Genomic DNA, 15,114 nt, shown 5'->3' on the forward strand with positions numbered 1-15,114 from the left:
TCAGTCGAGTATGAAGCTCTCCAGGTACGACGGGTCGGCGCGGTCGAGCATCGACCGCGAGCGCGCCCTGATCTGCCGGTCGCTGTGCTCGCTCGCCGGGAGCATCCAGAACCGGTCGGCGCGGATGCCGTCGACGACGTGCTCGGCGACTTCCTCCACCGGGGTGAAGGCCACCTCGTGACCGGCGTCCTTCATGGCCGCCTCCCACTGGTCGAGGCTGCGGTACGGGGTCTTGCGCGGCCGCTCCTTGGCGTACCGCGCGGGCCTGTTGCGGTGCGACTCCCACAGGCCGGTGCGCAGCATGTGCGGGCCCGGGAAGAGCACGGAGGCCCCCACGCGCGCGTGCTCCGCCTTCAGGTGCGCGTACAGCGACTCGGTCATCGTCACCACGGCCGCCTTGGTGACGGCGTACACGGAGGCGGTGGGCAGCGGGGCGATCCCGCCGTCCCCGGACGAGGTGTTGACGACGTGTCCGGGCTCGCCGCCGGCGAGCATGCGCGGGACGAACGCCTGGATGCCGTGGAAGACGCCCCAGACGTTGACGGCGAAGGCCCACTTCCAGTCGTTGGGCTCGTGCTCCCACATACGGCCCTCCGCGCCGGAGCCGACCCCGGCGTTGTTGCAGAGGACATGGACGGCGCCGAAGGTGTCGTAGGCCGCGTCGGCGAAGGCCCGTACGGAGGCGGCCTCGCTGACGTCGACGGTACGGGCGAGGATCTGCGCGCCGCCCTCCATCAGCTCCTCGGCCGCCTCGGCGAGCGCGGCCTCCTCCACGTCGCCGAGGACGACGGCGAGCCCCTCGGCGGCGAAGCGGCGCGCCATGGCGAGTCCGATGCCGCTCGCCGCGCCGGTGACGACGGCGACCTGTCCCTCGCGCAGCTCCATCAGACACTCCCCCCGGTCGACCCCTCCGGGGGCGCGTCGAGGATCTGCTGGGGGTCGTCGTACCGCTGGTGGATGTACGGCAGGAGGGCCTGGGCGCTCACCCGCTCCACGACCCGGCCCTTCTGGTCGGTGGTCTTCTCGCCGATGGTGATCTCGACGATCCGGCGGACGGGGAGGTCGGCGACGGGGTCGTACATGGACTCGCGCAGGACGATGTCGCCCGTGATCCGTTCCAGCTTCCGGACCTTCTCGTTCCGGACGCAGTGGACAAGGACGGGGTCGGCGTCGAAGCCGGTGCCGGCGCCATCGACGGCCGGCAGGAACTTGAAGTAGAAGTCGGTCTTCTCGGCGGGCTCGGGCAGGGGCAGCGTGCCGGAGACCGCACCGCGCACCTCGACGAAGGCGATGCCGTGGCGGGCGAGCGAGGCGCGGACGACGAGCCCGTCGCGTTCGACGGCGACCTCGCCGAGCTTCTTCGGTTCGCCGAAGACCTCACGGCCGCCGACGAGGGCGCGCTCCAGGGTCATCGGCATGACGAGCGGGTACCAGCCCTCCTGGTCGCCGTGGCCGGCGGCGACGGCGACGGAGCCGGCACCGAGGGGGTAGCCGGGCAGGTCGACCTGGGAGATGTTGGCCCGCACGAGGGGCCGCTCGGTGGGCTTCAGCGGGGGCGGCAGGACGGCCGCCACCACGTCCGGATCGGTCTCCCAGACGGCGACCACTCCGGTGGACCAGATGTCGGGGAGCTTCGCGCTCTTCGTGCGGGCCGCCGTGATCTCGGCGTCGGTGCGCGCCCCGTACCGTACTCGTGCCATGACGTACCACCCTTCAAGGGGTCGGGTCTGTAACACAGTTACACCGATGGCGATGAAGGGTAAAGAGCCGCGCGGGCAAGAGAATCGGGGGACGGACGATGGCGCGCACCGCACTCAGCCGCGAGGAGGTCCTGGAGACCGCCGCCGCGATGGTGAAGCAGCACGGCCCCGCCGCCCTCACCATGCGCAAGCTCGCCGCCGAGCTCGGCACGGCGGTCACCTCGATCTACTGGCACGTCGGCAACCGCGAGTCCCTGCTCGACGCGCTGGTCGAGCGGACGGTCGCGGATCTGTCCGCGATCACCCCGCGCGGCCGCACCCCCGCCGCGCGGATCGTCTCGGTGGCCCGCGCGCTCCGCCGCGACCTGCGCGAGCACCCGCATCTGGTGGCGATGGTCCACGAGCGGGGCCTGACGGAGCGGATGTTCCTGCCCGCGCAGCGCGCCCTCGCCCACGAGGTGCACGCGGCCGGCCTGCGCGGCGCTCGGGCGGCGGAGGTGGTCCGGGCGGTGCAGTTCCAGGTGGTCGGTCACGTCCTGGTCGAGCGCAACCGCGAGCGGGCCCCGGTCCAGTCGCCCGCCGAGGTGGAGCTCTGGGAGCCGCGGACGACGGACCCCGCCGACCCCGCCCTCGCGCGCGCCCTGGCCTCGCCGATCGACACGGAGCGCCTCTTCATCACGTCCGTACGGGCCCTGGTGGACGGCCTGCTGGCGACCCGGGGCGAGAGTGGCGGATCCCCGGACTGATCCGGCTCCCCGCGCGCGTGGGGCCGACCCGAGGTGAGCGCACGCGAACTGCCGTACGGGCAGCCGCTCGTGGGCCTCTGGCGTCAACCCGGCGGCCGGATCGCGGCGGCGGGATGTGGACACCGGGGGCCGCCCTGTCGGTGGCTGCCCGTATTCTCAGTGACCATGCTCGACGACCGTACGACAGCAGCGACGTGGCCGGCCGCCTACCCGCAGGGGTACGCGGTCGTCGACGTGGAGACCACCGGACTCGCCCGCGACGACCGGATAGTGTCCGCTGCCGTCTACCGCCTCGACGCCCAGGGCAACGTCGAGGACCACTGGTACACCCTCGTCAATCCGGAGCGGGACCCGGGGCCGGTCTGGATCCACGGGCTCACCAGTGACGTCCTGGAGGGAGCGCCCCTCTTCCCGGAGATCGCCGCCGAGTTCTCCGCCCGGCTCGACGGCCGGGTCCTGGTGGCGCACAACGCGATCTTCGACTGGCAGATGATCGCCCGGGAGTACGCGCGGGCCGAGCGCACCGCGCCGGTGCGGCAGCGACTGTGCACCATCGCCCTCTCCAAGGAGCTGTCGCTTCCGCTGCCCAACCACAAGCTGGAGTCGCTGGCCGCGCACTTCGGCGTGGTCCAGCAGCGCGCGCACCACGCGCTGGACGACGCGCGCGTGCTGGCCGAGGCGTTCCGGCCGAGTCTGCACACCGCGGCGGAGCGGAACGTACGGCTGCCGCTGCTCGAATGCCGGCCGCTGACGGAGTGGGTGTCCACCCCGCCCGCCCCGCGGATCGGCTACCAGGCCTCGTACCACGCGGACAGCTGGCGCCCTTCGCGGAAGCGGCCGCCGTGCCCGCATCCCAATCCCGGGCGTTACGAAACAGACAAACCGCTCAAGCAGGGCATGCGGGTGGCGTTCTCGGGCGACACCTCCATCGACCGCGAGCTGTTGGAGGACCGCGCGGTCGAGGCGGGGCTCCATGTGGCCACGAGCGTCTCCCGCCTGACGAGCCTGCTGGTGACGAACGACCCGGACGCGGCCACGTCCAAGACGGTCAAGGCGAAGGCCTTCGGCACTCCGGTCGTCGACGAGGCGGCCTTCACCCAGCTGCTGCGGGACGTGGCCCCGGCAGACGGGTGACGCACCGGGCGTGCCGCCCGCGCTTCGCCCGGCGCGCACCGCACCCTGTGGCGCATGGCACGTTGTGAGGTCTGCGGAAACGATTACGGCATGTCCTTCGAGGTGCACGCGCAGGGCGCGGTGCACGTCTTCGACTGCTTCTCCTGCGCCATTCACCGCATGGCGCCCATCTGTGAGCACTGCAAGGTGCAGATCATCGGCCAGGGCGTCGAGGTCGAGGGCAGCTGGTACTGCGGCGGCCACTGCGCCCGCGCGGAGGGAAAGGCGGGGATCGTCGACCACGTCTGAGCTCCGGCCCGGCTCCCGGGACCGGAACCCCCGTGCGTGCACCCCATGCCCGGAGTTGTACGGTCATGGGGTGTACCGCTTCCTGTTGTCCCGGCAGTGGGTGATCCTCACCCTCGTCGCCCTCGCCCTCGTCCCGACGATGGTCGAGCTGGGCTTCTGGCAGTTCCACCGGCACGAGCGCCGGGTCGCCCAGAACGCCCTGATCGCGGAGAACCTGAAGGCGAAGCCGCTCCCGGTCCAGGAGCTGACCTCCCCCGGTCACACCGTTCCGCGCGCCGACTACTGGCGGCAGGCGACCGCCACCGGCACCTTCGACACCGCGCACGAGGTCGTCGTCCGGCGCCGCACCAACGCCGACGACCGCCAGGGTGTGATGGTGCTCACCCCGCTGGTCCTGAAGGACGGCCGGGTCGTCCTGGTGAACCGCGGCTGGGTCCCGGCCGCCCCCGACCAGAAGGCGTACCCCGAGGTGCCGCCCGCCCCCGAGGGCGAGATCACCGTCACCGGCCGCCTCAAGGCCGACGAGACGACCGACGCCAGCGGCATCAAGGACCTGCGCGGCCTGCCGGACCGTCAGGTGATGCTGATCAACAGCGCGCAGCAGGCCGAGCTGCTCGGCCGCGAGGTCCTCGGCGGCTACCTGGAGCAGACGGCGCCCGAGCCCGCGGGCGACACGCCCGAGCTGGTTCCCGAGCCGGACCACGACTCGATCGGCGCGCACATGGCGTACGCCGTGCAGTGGTGGCTCTTCACGGCCGGCGTGCCGGTCGGCTGGGTCATCCTGGTACGCCGCGAGAAGCGCGATCGCGAAGCGGCGGCCCGCACCGACGCGGGCGCGGGGACCCCCGAGCCGGAGCCTGCGGCTGTCCAGCCCACCGCGCCCCGTTGATTGACCGTCGTCGCTTTCGGGAACACGCCAGAGCGTGACGCAACGTATCGACGACTACGCCCTCATCGGCGATCTGCAGACCGCCGCACTCGTCGGCCGCGACGGATCCATCGACTGGCTGTGTCTGCCGCGCTTCGACTCGGCCGCCTGTTTCGCCGCGCTGCTCGGCGACGAGGACAACGGTCACTGGCGGATCGCGCCCAAGGACGCCACGACCTGCACCCGGCGGAGCTACGCGGGCGACTCCCTCGTCCTGGAGACGTACTGGGAGACCCGCACCGGCATCGTGAAGGTCGTCGACTTCATGCCGCAGCGCGACAAGGCGCCCGATGTGATGCGGATCGTGGAGGGCGTCAGCGGCCGTGTCGAGATGAGCTCGGTGCTGCGGCTGCGCTTCGACTACGGCTCGATCGTGCCGTGGGTCCGGCGCAGCGACGGCCATCGGGTGGCCGTGGCCGGGCCCGACTCGGTGTGGCTGCGCAGCGAGCCGCCGGTGAAGACCTGGGGGCAGCAGTACGCCACCTGCTCGTCGTTCACCGTCGGCGAGGGCGAGAAGGTGGCGTTCGTCCTCACCTGGCATCCGTCGCACGAGCCGCGCCCCGCCCTCGTCGACCCTTACGACGCCCTGGAGCACTCGCTCGCCGACTGGCGGGAGTGGTCGGCGCGGTGCACCTACGAAGGCCCGTACCGCGACGCGGTGATCCGTTCGCTGATCACGCTCAAGGCGCTCACCTACGCGCCGACGGGCGGCATCGTGGCCGCGCCCACCACCTCGCTCCCGGAGGAGCTGGGCGGCGTACGGAACTGGGACTACCGCTCCTGCTGGCTCCGCGACTCGACCCTCACGCTCGGCGCGCTGCTGTCGGCCGGCTATGTCGAGGAGGCGGCGGCGTGGCGCGACTGGCTGCTGCGGGCGGTGGCGGGCGATCCGGCCGATCTGCAGATCATGTACGGGCCGGCCGGCGAGCGGCGGCTGCCGGAGATGACGCTGCCCTGGCTGCGCGGCTACGCGGACTCGGCGCCGGTACGGATCGGGAACGCGGCGGTGGACCAGTTCCAGCTCGATGTGTACGGCGAGGTCATGGACTCGCTCGACATGGCACGGGCGGCGGGGATCCCGGCCGAGCGGAACGCCTGGAACCTGCAGCTGAGCCTGCTGAACTTCCTGGAGTCGAACTGGCGGCAGCCGGACGAAGGGCTGTGGGAGGTACGGGGGCCGCGCCGTCACTTCGTGCACTCCAAGGTGCTGGCCTGGGTCGCCGCCGACCGCGCGGTGCGCGCCCTGGAGATGGATCCGTCGCTGCGCGGGGAGGCGGCGCGATGGCGCACGCTGCGGGACGAGATCCACGCCGACGTGTGCGCGAAGGGGTACGACCCGGAGCGCAACACCTTCACGCAGTCGTACGGCTCGCGGGAGCTGGACGCGGCGACGCTGCTGATCCCTCGGGTCGGGTTCCTGCCGCCGGACGATCCGCGGGTGGTCGGGACGGTCCACGCGGTGCGCAAGGAACTGACGCACGGCGGTTTACTCCGGCGCTACAGCACCGAAGGGGTCTCGGTGGACGGCCTGCCCGGAGGCGAGGGAACGTTTCTCGTCTGTTCCTTCTGGCTCGCGGACGCGCTGCGGATGACCGGGCGGGAGGAGGAGGCGCGGGAGCTCTTCGAGCATCTGCTCGCCCTCCGCAACGACGTGGGACTGCTCGCGGAGGAGTACGACCCGGTGGCGCGGCGGCAGCTGGGCAACTTCCCGCAGGCGTTCAGCCACGTCGGGCTGGTGGGGACCGCCGTCGCGCTGCCGTGGCAGGACCCGGCAGGATAGGCCCATGGATCTTGGACTGAAGGACCGTGTGTACGTGGTGACCGGCGCGACGCGTGGGCTCGGCCGGGCATCGGCCGAGGCGCTGCTCGCCGAGGGCGCGAAGGTGCTGATCACCGGGCGCGAGGAGAAGTCGGTCGCCGAGGCGGCCGGGGAGCTGGGCCCGGGAGCGGCCGGTCTCGCGGCGGACAACGCCGACCCCGCGACGCCCGGCCGGCTGATCGCCGAGGCACGCTCCCGCTTCGGGCGCTTCGACGGCGTCCTCGTCAGCGTGGGCGGCCCGGCGCCCGGCTTCGGGGCCGACAACACCGACGAGCAGTGGGCGTCGGCGTTCGACACGGTCTTCCTGGGGGCGGTACGGATGGCCCGGGCGGCGGCGGAGACCCTGTCCGAGGGCGGCGTCATCGGCTTCGTGCTCTCCGGCTCCGTCCACGAGCCGATCCCGGGCCTGACGATCTCGAACGGGCTGCGCCCCGGGCTCGCCGGCTTCGCGAAGTCCCTCGCGGGCGACCTGGGGCCGCGGGGCATCCGGGTCGTGGGCGTTCTGCCGGGGCGCATCGACACGGACCGGGTCCGGTCGCTCGACGCGATGTCGGGCGACGCGGACGCGGCGCGGGCGGCGAGCGAGTCCCGCATTCCCCTGCGCCGGTACGGCACGCCGGAGGAGTTCGGCCGCACGGCGGCGTTCCTGCTGTCGCCGGCGGCGTCGTACGTGACGGGCGTGATGGTGAACGTGGACGGCGGGGCGCGGCACGGGTTCTGACCGACGGTCCCGGCGCCGCGTCAGGTCACGCGGCGGGCGCGGTGCTTGACCGCGCGGAGGCGGGCCTCCGTCGGGAGCGACGGCAGGCCCGTCGAGGTACGGGCGTTGGCCAGGGCCTCGGTGGTCAGGGACGTCAGGGCGTCGCCCGGGGAGGCGTAGGGCTCCAGGCGCAGGGCCACCCGCGTGCGCGGGGCGGTACGGCGGCCGGTCAGGGCGATCCGGGCACGGGACACCCCGTCCTGTGCCACCGCGTCCGCCTCCATGACGGCCTCCAGCGCCCGGCCCCGCACCGCCGCTCCCTCCCCGTCGCCGGTGTCGATCAGGACCTCCGCGAGCCGGGCCCGGCGGAACTGCGCGAGCAGCCACCACAGGGCCAGGAGCACGAGGAGCGCGAGGACGGCGATGACCACGGGCCACCACCAGCCCTCGTCGCGCCATCGTTGCCGGTCCGCCTCGCTCAGCAGGACGTCGGAGGGCCCCGACCAGGGCCACCAGGAGGGCACCGGCAGGTCGAATCCGGCCGCGAGGACCGCCCCGCCGACGGCGAGGAGCAGCAGGCCCGCCAGTCCGAGAAGCACCCGGTTGACGCGCCGCAGAATGACGGTCACTCCTTCATCCCTTCCTCGGTGGACGGGCCACCCGTACGTTCGGCGTGGGCGGGCGGGCGAGCCCCAGCCGGCCGATGCCGGTGGCGACGACGCTCTCCACGTCGGCGCGCACCTCGTCGAGTTCGCGGAAGTGCGAGACCGCCCGCACCCTCACCTTCCGGCGCCCCATCCGTACGCGTACCGACTGCACGCCGGAGACCTCCATCGCCCGGTCCCGCAGGGCCAGGGCCGCCGCCTCGCGGTCGAGTCCGGCGCGTACGTCGGCGTGCTCGCGCCGCATCGGGAGCACGGCCCGCAGCCCGGGGGTGAACGCGAGCACCAGCAGCCAGGCGCCGAGCAGGACGGCGAGAACGGCGCCGGTCAGGACCCAGCCGTTGTCGAGGGGCCGGGTGGCGAGGGCGTCGGCGAGTTCGCGGCGCCAGGCCATGGCCCCGTGGCCGGCCCGTACGGCCGCCACGTCGTAGAGGAGCAGGCCGGTGGCGCCGAGGAGGACGAGGGCGACCAGGGCCGCCGGGATCCGCCGGGCCGACCAGAAGCGGCGCGCCTGGGCCGTGACCGGTGGCTCTTCCTTCAGTACGGGTACGGTTCCGGGGTCGCCGACCGTGCTCATCGCAGCCCCCGTCCGGCCGACTCGCGCGCCGTACGCGGCGAGTGGAGACGCTCGACATGGACCGCCACCTCGGGTACCTCCAGACCCGCCAGCTCCCGCACCCGGCGCGTCACCTGTTTGCGGACCGCGCCGCACTGCCGGGCGAGGTCCGTGGGGTGTCCGAGTTCCAGGCTCACCGAGACCCGCGCCGAATCACGCTGCACGACGACCGTCGCATGCGGCTTGGAAGCACCGGGGGGCAGTGCGTCGAGGGCTTCCCGCGCGGCCCGCGCGGCGATCTTCGCGACGACCCGGTCGGCGATGGTCGTCGCCCCCCGACCGGCGGGCTGTACCGGGTCTGCTGCCACCCCCCGTCACCGCCGCCGCTCGCCGCGCTCGCGACTCCGGAAGAAGTCGCCGGGTTCGAGGTCCCCCTCGACGAACCGTCCGACGATGAAACCGATCGCGCCCAAGGCCGCGACCAGGACGAACGCCCCGAAGCCGCCGAAGTACCCGGCGAAACCGAGGGCCATTCCGGCCACCAGGCCGACCACCGACATGCTCATGCTGTGCCCCTTTCCGCCGGGCTGACCACGGCTACTGGAGCCGCTGCTCCGACTCGTCCTCGTCCTCTTCGTCGGGGAGCTTCACATCGCTGACCGCGATGTTGACCTCGACGACCTCCAGACCGGTCATCCGCTCCACGGCCGCGATGACGTTCTCGCGCACGGCCCCGGCCACGTCGGCGATCGAGACGCCGTATTCGATGACGATCTCCAGGTCGAGCGCGGTCTGCACCTCGCCGACCTCGGCCTTCACGCCTCGCGTGGCGTTCGACTTGGCCCCGCCGCCGCCCGGCACCCGGTCGCGTACGGCACCGAGGGTGCGGGAGATTCCACTGCCCATGGCGTGGACGCCCACGACGTCGCGGGCGGCGAGGCCGGCGATCTTCTCCACGACCCCGTCGGCGATGGTGGTCCGGCCGCGGGAGGCGGGGTCACCGCCGCCGCGCTTGGTCACGTTCGGGTCCTTGGGGTGCGCGGGGTCGTTCATGGTCCTCATCCCTTCCCTGCGGATTCGTACTCCTTCGCCCACATTAAGTGCGCTTGCCCTATCTCGCGCCAGGGATGCGGCAGTCTGGGTACATGACGACGACAGCGGGGACGGGATGGGCGGCAGCGGTACGCGAGCGGCTCGGGCCAGGTCGGCTGCTCCCTCTCGGGGAGGCGGCGGACGGCGCGTGGCTGACGGAGCGGGCGGCGCGGGCGGTGCTGCTGAGGGCGGCGGAGGCCGTACGAGGAGTGGTGCCCGGGGTGCTCCGGGTGGGGCTCGTGGAGGCGAGCGGTGAGGAGCCGTTCCCCGTACCGCCGGGCGGACTGCCGCCGGGGACGCTCGGGATCTCGGCCGAGTTCGCGGCCGAGTACGGAACGGAGGCGAGCAGGCCGCTGCCGACGCTCGCCGCGGAGGTGCGCGAGGCACTGTTCGCCTCGGCCACAGCGCAGTTGGGGCTGAACGTCGTGGCGGTGGATCTTCGGGTGACGGGCATCGCCGAGCGCGCGCAGAAGGCCCCGGACGCATCGGCCGCCACTCCCCCACCCGGGGGAACGTCGCCGTCGTCGGAGGATCCGGCGGCCCCGGCGGTGCTCGCCGTCGAGGGCGTGGCGGCGCTCACCGACGTGCTGGGCAGCGCGTTCCATCGCGGCCCGGGCGGACTGCGCGTGGAGGTGGCGGTGACCGCGGGGCACCGCCCGCTGGACGTGGCCCGGGCCGTGCGCGCCGCGGCGACCGCGACCGCCTCCGAGGGAACGGCGGTCACGGTCCTGGTGTCGGAGATCCGCTGAGCGGCGGTGTCAGTCGCCGAGGCCGGCCAGATCGCGCAGGCGGCGGGCCTGGGCGGCGCGCTCGGCGGTGCGCTGGTCCTCGTAGGAGCGGCCCGCGGCGCCCTGGAGCAGCGCCTTGGTCTCGATCACCGCGTCACGCGGCGCGGCGAGCAGCGCGGCGCTCAGGTCCCGTACCGCGGCGTCGAGTTCGTCGCCGGGCACGGCGATGTTGGCGAGGCCGATGCGCTCGGCCTCCTGCGCGTGGACGAAGCGGCCCGTGGCGCAGATCTCCAGCGCGCGGGCGTAGCCGACGAGCGAGACGAGCGGGTGCGTGCCGGTCAGGTCCGGCACGAGGCCCAGGCTGGTCTCGCGCATGGCGAACTGCACGTCCTCGGCGACGACCCGCAGGTCGCACGCGAGGGCGAGCTGGAATCCGGCACCGATGGCGTGCCCCTGGACAGCGGCGATCGAGACGATGTCGCCGCGGCGCCACCAGGTGAACGCCTCCTGGTACTCGGCGATGACCGCGTCGAGGTCGTCGTCCGAGCCACGTGCCAGGTCGAGGAAGGACGGCTCGCCGTCGAAGCCCTCGGGCGTGAACGCCTGCCGGTCGAGCCCGGCGGAGAAGGACGTACCCTCGCCCCGCAGGATCACGACCCGCACGCTGCCCGGCAGTGACCGTCCGGCTTCCGTCAACGCCCGCCACAGAGCGGGAGACTGGACGTTGCGCTTCGCCGGGTTGGTCAGAGTCACCGTGGCAACGGCGTCCTCGACGGTGAGCCGTACACCGTCCTTGTCGAACACGAGCACAGAGTCGAGCGAAGTCATGGGGCGCCTCCGGTTCCGGTGCAGCACTGCTAAGTGACTGCACAGTAACCACCCGGCCGACCGCACGGTCGACCGGGTGGCCACCGCGGAACCGGTGGACCCGACGAACCGCGACCGACTCAGGCCGAGGCAGCCTTCTTGCCCCGTGTCGCCCCGCCGCGTCCGCGCAACGTGACTCCGGATTCGCTGAGCATCCGGTGGACGAATCCGTAGGAGCGGCCGGTTTCCTCGGCCAGCGCCCGGATGCTCGCACCGGAGTCGTACTTCTTCTTCAGGTCTGCCGCGAGCTTGTCGCGCGCGGCGCCGGTCACCCGGCTGCCCTTCTTCAGAGTCTCGGCCACCCGTGCCTCCTCATGGGAAGTGCGCTCTGGACTTCTCATGATCACCCCTTCCGGACGTCCTGGCCACCCATTCGACAAGGTCCGTGCCACAAGGTTGGCAACCGTGGAAGGTCCCGTCACGACCGGAATCTCGCATTCCGCAGGGCGCGGCCCCCGGCCCGGAGCCGCTCGGGCCGGGAAGTGCCAGGTCAGCGCCGTGCCCGGCGCACAAGGGCGGCGCGGCCCCGAGGGAAGGATTCCTCATCGGGGCCGCGCCGGGGGTATGAGACGCACTCACTCAGATGATGGATCACCCATGAGCCGAATGATCCAGACCGGGATGATCAGGCGAGGGCCACCAGGTCCTTGTAGTCCGGGCCCCACAGGTCCTCGACGCCGTCCGGCAGCAGGATGATCCGCTCCGGCTCCAGCGCGTCGACCGCGCCCTCGTCGTGGGTGACGAGGACGACGGCGCCCTTGTACGTGCGCAGCGCGCCGAGGATCTCCTCGCGGCTGGCGGGGTCGAGGTTGTTCGTCGGCTCGTCCAGGAGCAGCACGTTCGCCGAGGACACGACCAGGGTGGCCAGCGCGAGCCGGGTCTTCTCGCCGCCGGAGAGGACCCCGGCCGGCTTGTCGACGTCGTCGCCGGAGAAGAGGAAGGAGCCGAGCGTCTTGCGCACCTCGACGAGGTCGAGGTCGGGCGCGGAGGAGCGCATGTTCTCCAGGACGGTGCGCTCCGGGTCGAGGGTCTCGTGCTCCTGGGCGTAGTAGCCGAGCTTGAGGCCGTGGCCCGGGGTCACCTCGCCGGTGTCGGGGGTCTCGGCCCCGGCGAGCAGACGCAGGAGCGTGGTCTTGCCCGCGCCGTTGAGGCCGAGGATGACGACGCGCGAGCCCTTGTCGATGGCGAGGTTCACATCGGTGAAGATCTCGAGTGAGCCGTACGACTTGGACAGGCCCTCCGCCGTCAGCGGGGTCTTGCCGCAGGGCGCGGGCTCCGGGAAGCGGAGCTTGGCGACCTTGTCGGAGACGCGGACCGCCTCCAGGCCGGAGAGCAGACGCTCGGCGCGCTTGGCCATGTTCTGGGCGGCGACGGTCTTGGTGGCCTTGGCGCGCATCTTGTCGGCCTGCGAGTTGAGGGCCGCGGCCTTCTTCTCGGCGTTCTGGCGCTCGCGCTTGCGGCGCTTCTCGTCGGCCTCGCGCTGCTGCTGGTAGAGCTTCCAGCCCATGTTGTAGACGTCGATCGTCGAGCGGTTGGCGTCCAGGTAGAAGACCTTGTTCACCACGGTCTCGACGAGGTCGACGTCGTGGGAGATGACGATGAAGCCACCGCGGTAGGTCTTGAGGTAGTCGCGCAGCCAGACGATGGAGTCGGCGTCGAGGTGGTTCGTGGGCTCGTCGAGGAGCAGGGTGTCGGCGTCCGAGAAGAGGATCCGCGCCAGCTCGACCCGGCGGCGCTGACCGCCGGAGAGGGTGTGCAGGGGCTGGCCGAGGACCCGGTCGGGGAGCCCGAGCGCGGCGGCGATGGTGGACGCCTCGGCCTCGGCGGCGTACCCGCCCTTGGTGAGGAACTCGGTCTCCTGGCGCTCGTACTGCTTCATCGCCTTGTCGCGGGTGGCGCCGGAGCCGGTCGCGATCCGCTCCTCGTTCATCCGCATCTTCTTGATCAGGACGTCGAGGCCGCGGGCGGAGAGGATGCGGTCGCGGGCCAGGATGTCGAGGTCGCCGGTGCGCGGGTCCTGCGGGAGGTAGCCGACCTCGCCGGAGCGGGCGATCTGCCCGGCGGCGGGCATGCCCTCGCCCGCGAGGCACTTGGTGAGGGTGGTCTTGCCCGCTCCGTTGCGGCCGACGAGACCGATGCGGTCGCCCTTGGCGATGCGGAAGGAAGCGGACTCGATGAGGATGCGGGCGCCGGCGCGCAGCTCGATGCCGGAAGCGGTGATCACGGACAGACTCCAGGGCGGGGGATGGACGGCGGAAGGGCTCTTGGGCGGATCGACGCCGCTAGTGCACGAGGAGAATGGCCATGCGGCCAGTCTAACGGGCCCCTGCAACTGCTTTTCGGCCATGCCCGAAGGGCCGGAGGCGCCGGCACCGCGCCCCGCGCGTCCCGCCACATCCCCGCGCGTCCCGCCCATGACCGGCAAAAGGGGCGAGCCCTGACCGATTCGCCGATACTCGGGCGCAGGGCGGCGGCCACTGCCGCGGCAGAGACGGCGGAGGTGGTGCCCCATGCGGTTCGACGACGACGCCAACCTGGACACCTCGGAGGTACGGGACGTCCGCGGCAGCCGCATCCCCGGCGGGAAGGCCACCGTCGGCGGCGGAATCGTCGGCCTCATCGCCCTGATCCTGGGGATGCTGTTCGGGGTGGGTCCCGAGCAGCTCGGGCTCTCCTCCGGCGACCCGGAGCCGGTGCCGACCTCCTCCTCACTGGCCCAGGTCGAGCGGACCTGCCGGACCGGCGCGGACGCGAACACCCGCGAGGACTGCCGCATCGTGGCCGTCGTCAACAGCGTGCAGGACTTCTGGCGGGCGGAGTACGAGCGCCGGGGCGGCCGGTACGGGGACGCGCGCACGGTGATGTTCTCCCAGCGGGTCTCCACCGCCTGCGGCTCGGCCACCTCGGCGGTCGGGCCGTTCTACTGCCCCGGGGACCGGCAGGTCTATCTCGACCTCGGCTTCTTCGACGAGCTGCGGACCACGTTCGGCTCGAGCGGCGGCCCGTTCGCGCAGGCGTACGTGGTGGCGCACGAGTACGGCCATCACGTGCAGAACATGATGGGGACCCTGGCCCGCTCCCAGGACGGGCGGACGGGCGCGGAATCCAACGCCGTACGGGTGGAGCTGCAGGCGGACTGCTACGCCGGGGTCTGGGCGCGCCACGCGACGACGACGCCGGACGAGAAGTCGGGGCGTCCGCTGCTGACGAGCCTGACGGACGCCGACATCCGCGACGGTCTGGACGCGGCGGCCGCGGTGGGCGACGACCGGATCCAGGAGAAGTTCCAGGGCCGGGTGACACCGGAGAACTGGACGCACGGCTCCGCCGCGCAGCGCCAGCAGTGGTTCCGTACCGGCTTCACGACGGGCGACATGGCGCGGTGCAACACCTTCCGCTGACGCGGCTCGTTGTCGGTGCCACATGCCAGACTGAGACCCAGGTCACATTCCGAGGTTTCAGGCCCATCAGGCGATAAGGAGTGATCGGGATGGCTGAAGCACCCCACATCTGTCCGACCCTGACCTATGACGACGCCCACGCCGCGATCAAACAGCTCACGGAGGCGTTCGGCTTCACCCGCACCGCGGTGTACGAGGGCGAGGACGGCAAGGTCGCGCACGCCGAGCTGTCGTACGGGAACGGCATGGTGATGCTCGGCAGCAAGGGGACGGGCAGCGAGTTCGACAAGCTGATGGAGGGGTCCGGGCCCGCCGGGGTGTACGTCCACGTGGACGACGTGGACGCACACCACACGAGGGCGGTGGAGCACGGCATCGAGATCCTCATGCCGCCGACGGACCAGGACTACGGCTCGCGGGACTACATGGCCCGGGACGCCGAGGGGAACATCTGGAGCTTCGGGACGTATCTGCCGGGCGGCGCGGAGTAGCG

At 72.2% G+C, this 15,114-nt stretch carries 19 protein-coding genes; 9 read left to right on the top strand and 10 right to left on the bottom strand.

The genetic code is table 11. The features are described from left to right. Both ACFYV5_RS24905 and ACFYV5_RS24910 read right to left on the bottom strand, forming a co-directional pair. Positions 1-885: an SDR family NAD(P)-dependent oxidoreductase gene (locus tag ACFYV5_RS24905; protein WP_389172065.1), complete on the bottom strand. Its 885-nt coding sequence runs from the start codon at positions 883-885 to the stop codon at positions 1-3. Beyond that, positions 885-1,700: an acetoacetate decarboxylase family protein gene (locus ACFYV5_RS24910; protein WP_389172066.1), complete on the bottom strand. Its 816-nt coding sequence runs from the start codon at positions 1,698-1,700 to the stop codon at positions 885-887. The genes ACFYV5_RS24905 and ACFYV5_RS24910 overlap by 1 nt, the downstream gene beginning before the upstream one ends. A gap of 98 nt (positions 1,701-1,798) precedes the next feature. Between ACFYV5_RS24910 and ACFYV5_RS24915 the strand changes: the two genes are divergently transcribed. The 6 genes from ACFYV5_RS24915 to ACFYV5_RS24940 all read left to right on the top strand — a co-directional run bounded on the left by ACFYV5_RS24915 (position 1,799) and on the right by ACFYV5_RS24940 (position 7,336). After that, positions 1,799-2,446 carry a TetR family transcriptional regulator gene (locus ACFYV5_RS24915; protein ID WP_355111502.1) on the top strand — a complete coding sequence of 216 codons (648 nt, stop codon included), beginning with the start codon at positions 1,799-1,801 and terminating at the stop codon, positions 2,444-2,446. Between the two features lie 159 nt (positions 2,447-2,605). Then, a complete protein-coding gene (locus ACFYV5_RS24920; RefSeq protein WP_389172067.1) occupies positions 2,606-3,580 on the top strand; it encodes a DEDDh family exonuclease in 975 nt (324 codons plus the stop codon). A gap of 54 nt (positions 3,581-3,634) precedes the next feature. Then, positions 3,635-3,868, top strand: a complete 234-nt coding sequence (locus ACFYV5_RS24925) for a hypothetical protein (RefSeq protein WP_355111499.1) — start codon at positions 3,635-3,637, stop codon at positions 3,866-3,868. Between the two features lie 70 nt (positions 3,869-3,938). Further along, positions 3,939-4,757, top strand: a complete 819-nt coding sequence (locus tag ACFYV5_RS24930; protein WP_355111497.1) for an SURF1 family protein — start codon at positions 3,939-3,941, stop codon at positions 4,755-4,757. 34 nt (positions 4,758-4,791) lie between these two features. After that, positions 4,792-6,576, top strand: a complete 1,785-nt coding sequence (locus ACFYV5_RS24935; protein ID WP_389172068.1) for a glycoside hydrolase family 15 protein — start codon at positions 4,792-4,794, stop codon at positions 6,574-6,576. A 4-nt stretch (positions 6,577-6,580) separates the two neighbouring features. Then, entirely contained in the window at positions 6,581-7,336 is a 756-nt protein-coding gene (locus tag ACFYV5_RS24940) for an SDR family oxidoreductase (protein WP_389172070.1), read from the top strand. 20 nt (positions 7,337-7,356) lie between these two features. On the opposite strand, the gene amaP is transcribed toward ACFYV5_RS24940, so the two are convergent. The 5 genes from amaP to ACFYV5_RS24965 are packed head-to-tail and all read right to left on the bottom strand — an operon-like array spanning position 7,357 to position 9,586. Next, positions 7,357-7,935, bottom strand: a complete 579-nt coding sequence (gene amaP / locus ACFYV5_RS24945; RefSeq protein ID WP_389172571.1) for an alkaline shock response membrane anchor protein AmaP — start codon at positions 7,933-7,935, stop codon at positions 7,357-7,359. A gap of 13 nt (positions 7,936-7,948) precedes the next feature. Further along, positions 7,949-8,554, bottom strand: a complete 606-nt coding sequence (locus ACFYV5_RS24950) for a DUF6286 domain-containing protein (RefSeq protein WP_389172072.1) — start codon at positions 8,552-8,554, stop codon at positions 7,949-7,951. Then, positions 8,551-8,901 (bottom strand): Asp23/Gls24 family envelope stress response protein, encoded by a 351-nt coding sequence (locus ACFYV5_RS24955; RefSeq protein ID WP_389172074.1) that lies wholly within the window; start codon positions 8,899-8,901, stop codon positions 8,551-8,553. The genes ACFYV5_RS24950 and ACFYV5_RS24955 overlap by 4 nt, the downstream gene beginning before the upstream one ends. A 6-nt stretch (positions 8,902-8,907) precedes the next feature. Next, the gene (locus ACFYV5_RS24960; RefSeq protein ID WP_389172076.1) at positions 8,908-9,099 is read right to left on the bottom strand and encodes a hypothetical protein; all 192 of its coding nucleotides are present in this window, start codon (positions 9,097-9,099) and stop codon (positions 8,908-8,910) included. Between the two features lie 31 nt (positions 9,100-9,130). Further along, positions 9,131-9,586, bottom strand: a complete 456-nt coding sequence (locus ACFYV5_RS24965; protein ID WP_355111485.1) for an Asp23/Gls24 family envelope stress response protein — start codon at positions 9,584-9,586, stop codon at positions 9,131-9,133. A gap of 92 nt (positions 9,587-9,678) precedes the next feature. Here ACFYV5_RS24965 and ACFYV5_RS24970 point away from each other — a divergent pair, with 92 nt between their 5' ends. Next, positions 9,679-10,374, top strand: a complete 696-nt coding sequence (locus ACFYV5_RS24970) for a hypothetical protein (protein WP_389172078.1) — start codon at positions 9,679-9,681, stop codon at positions 10,372-10,374. Between the two features lie 9 nt (positions 10,375-10,383). Here ACFYV5_RS24970 and ACFYV5_RS24975 read toward each other — a convergent pair whose 3' ends face one another. The 3 genes from ACFYV5_RS24975 to ACFYV5_RS24985 form a co-directional block, all read right to left on the bottom strand. Beyond that, positions 10,384-11,181, bottom strand: coding sequence for an enoyl-CoA hydratase/isomerase family protein (locus tag ACFYV5_RS24975; RefSeq protein ID WP_355111482.1), 798 nt, complete (start codon positions 11,179-11,181; stop codon positions 10,384-10,386). A 119-nt stretch (positions 11,182-11,300) separates the two neighbouring features. Then, the gene (locus tag ACFYV5_RS24980; protein ID WP_006123601.1) at positions 11,301-11,522 is read right to left on the bottom strand and encodes a helix-turn-helix domain-containing protein; all 222 of its coding nucleotides are present in this window, start codon (positions 11,520-11,522) and stop codon (positions 11,301-11,303) included. A gap of 323 nt (positions 11,523-11,845) precedes the next feature. Beyond that, positions 11,846-13,444, bottom strand: coding sequence for an ABC-F family ATP-binding cassette domain-containing protein (locus ACFYV5_RS24985; protein WP_355111480.1), 1,599 nt, complete (start codon positions 13,442-13,444; stop codon positions 11,846-11,848). A gap of 286 nt (positions 13,445-13,730) precedes the next feature. Between ACFYV5_RS24985 and ACFYV5_RS24990 the strand changes: the two genes are divergently transcribed. Further along, on the top strand, positions 13,731-14,621 hold the full coding sequence (locus ACFYV5_RS24990; protein WP_389172081.1) for a neutral zinc metallopeptidase: 891 nt from the start codon (positions 13,731-13,733) through the stop codon (positions 14,619-14,621). 89 nt (positions 14,622-14,710) lie between these two features. Beyond that, positions 14,711-15,112 carry a VOC family protein gene (locus ACFYV5_RS24995; protein WP_355111477.1) on the top strand — a complete coding sequence of 134 codons (402 nt, stop codon included), beginning with the start codon at positions 14,711-14,713 and terminating at the stop codon, positions 15,110-15,112. Positions 15,113-15,114 lie beyond the last annotated feature (2 nt).

This window comes from Streptomyces sp. NPDC003035 (assembly GCF_042888285.1).
Classification (GTDB): domain Bacteria; phylum Actinomycetota; class Actinomycetes; order Streptomycetales; family Streptomycetaceae; genus Streptomyces.